The 1957-nt window shown below is 68.4% G+C and carries 2 protein-coding genes; both read right to left on the bottom strand.

What is annotated here, in order from left to right; genetic code table 11:
- Positions 1-185: 185 nt before the first annotated feature.
- Positions 186-1787 (bottom strand): NTP transferase domain-containing protein, encoded by a 1602-nt coding sequence (locus DYI24_RS25665; RefSeq protein WP_164574315.1) that lies wholly within the window; start codon positions 1785-1787, stop codon positions 186-188.
- Positions 1784-1957, bottom strand: a 174-nt coding sequence (locus DYI24_RS25660; protein WP_164574314.1) for an XdhC family protein, incomplete at its 5' end; no start/stop codon positions are given. The genes DYI24_RS25665 and DYI24_RS25660, both read right to left, overlap by 4 nt.

Genomic DNA, 1957 nt, shown 5'->3' with positions numbered 1-1957 from the left:
CCTTTGCCAAGCGTCCGAAGTCCTCATCCTGAGGAGCCCGGCAAAGCCGGGCGTCTCGAAGGATGAGGAGCCACATCGCCTGCGGCGCATGGTTCGAGACGGCGCTTCGCGCCTCCTCACCATGAGGTTGTGATTGTTGTAAGCGCCCCGAACTGCGCTCCGATTATATCTAACGCGTAACTGCTCTAGCTGCGCCGCGCCTGATCGAGGGCTTGAGGCGTGTCGATGTCGAGGAACGCCGCCTGGCCTTCGACCGGCACTTCGGTCACCGCTTCGCCGTGCTTGGCGATCAGATGCCGTGCGCCGACATCGCCGCCGAGTGTCATCAGCTCGGCAAAGAACCGCCGCGACCACAGCACCGGATTGCCGCGGCGTCCCTCGGCGACCGGGACCACGATCAGCGCGCCGCGATCGGGATCGAACGCGGTGATCATCCGGTCGATCAAGGCCGCATCGATCAGGGGCATGTCGCCGAGGCAGACGATCGCGCCGTCGGCATCCTCGCCCAGCGCCGCGATGCCAGCCTTCACCGACGACGCGATGCCTTGGGTGAAGTCGGGATTGTGCACAAAGGTGAGATCGAGCCCGTGCAGCGCCGCTTCGACCTCGCCGGCCTGATGGCCGGTGACGACGATGGTGCGCGCGGCCTGTGAGGCCAGCGCCTGCTCGGCAACGATCCGCACCAGCGGCTTGCCGTTGAGATCGGCGAGCAGCTTGTTCGGCCCGCCCATCCGCGTACCGCGCCCGGCGGCAAGCACGATCGCCGCGACGTTGCGGCCACTTTCGGCGACCGGCACGCGCGGCTGCGGCCGCGTCACGATTTCCATCAGCAGACCACCGACACCCATCGCGGTGATATCAGCGCGCGTGACGGTGAGCCCGGCGAGGAGCCGCATCAGCACCCAATCGAACCCATTTTCGACCGGCGAGCGCGCACAACCCGGTGCGCCGAGCAGCGGCACACCCGAGACCGCGCCGACCAGCAGCAGATTGCCCGGGTCGACCGGCATGCCGAAATGCGAAATCGTGCCGCCGATCGCGCCGATCGCCGCCGGGATGACGTCGCGGCGGTCGGCGATCGCAGAAGCGCCGAATACGATCACCATCTCGGCGCCGAGCCCAACAAGCTCTTGGATCGCAGCAGACAGCGAAGCCTCTTCATGCGCGACGCGGCGCTCGGCAATGATCTCTGCGCCGGCCGGCGCCAGCCGCTCCGCCGTGACGCGCAGCGTCTTGTCGATCACCTTCGGGGCAAGGCCGGGAAGCAGCGTCGACACCACGCCGACTCGCTTGATCACGTAAGGCGCGACCCGCAGCGCGCCGCCCTGCGCCGCCGCCACCGCGGCGTCGCGCAGGCGGCTTTCGACACCGAACGGGATCAGCTTGACGGTGGCGACCATCTCGCCTTCGACCACCGGCTTGAACGCCGGCAGGGTCGCCAAAGTAATCGCCTCATCGACGGCGTTGACGCGATCGACCACGGCGCGATCGATCACCAGCACGCCGGTCCGTCCCGCGAACAGATTGGCGCGGCCGGTGAACGCGCGATCGACCGTGACGCCATCGCCGGCGACCGCGCCCGCCACATCCGCGGCCGCGACATCCTCCGAGACGTCACCGGGCTCGAGTTGAACCACCACGATCTCGGCAATGCCGGCCTTCTCCAGCGCCGCGACTTCGGCCGGGCCGATCGTCGTGCCCTTCTTGAGCAGCAGACCGTTCTGCCGCAGCGAATGCACGGTGACGCCGCCGATCGCATCGGCCGGACGGCGCGGGCCGAACTTCATGCCGAGGCCGCCTTGGACGATGCCGGCAGTCGCAGCGCTGCGGTGATCTCCGCCATGATCGACACTGCAATTTCGGACGGCGACACCGCGCCGATCGCAAGCCCGATCGGCGCGTGAATGCGGCCGAGGTCGGCATCGGAAGCGCCCTGCCCCTTCAGCCGCTCCAGCCG

The sequence above is a fragment of the Rhodopseudomonas sp. BR0C11 genome (assembly GCF_010820945.1).
Lineage (GTDB): Bacteria > Pseudomonadota > Alphaproteobacteria > Rhizobiales > Xanthobacteraceae > Rhodopseudomonas > Rhodopseudomonas palustris_H.
Note: the sequence above shows the minus strand (reverse complement) of the source record. Positions and strands in the feature narration are given on the sequence as shown.

What these genes read in the sequence shown, in the direction of transcription:
- DYI24_RS25665 (WP_164574315.1), bottom strand. Translation starts at nt 1,787, where the DNA reads ATGAAGTTCGGCCCGCGCCGTCCGGCCGATGCGATCGGCGGCGTCACC.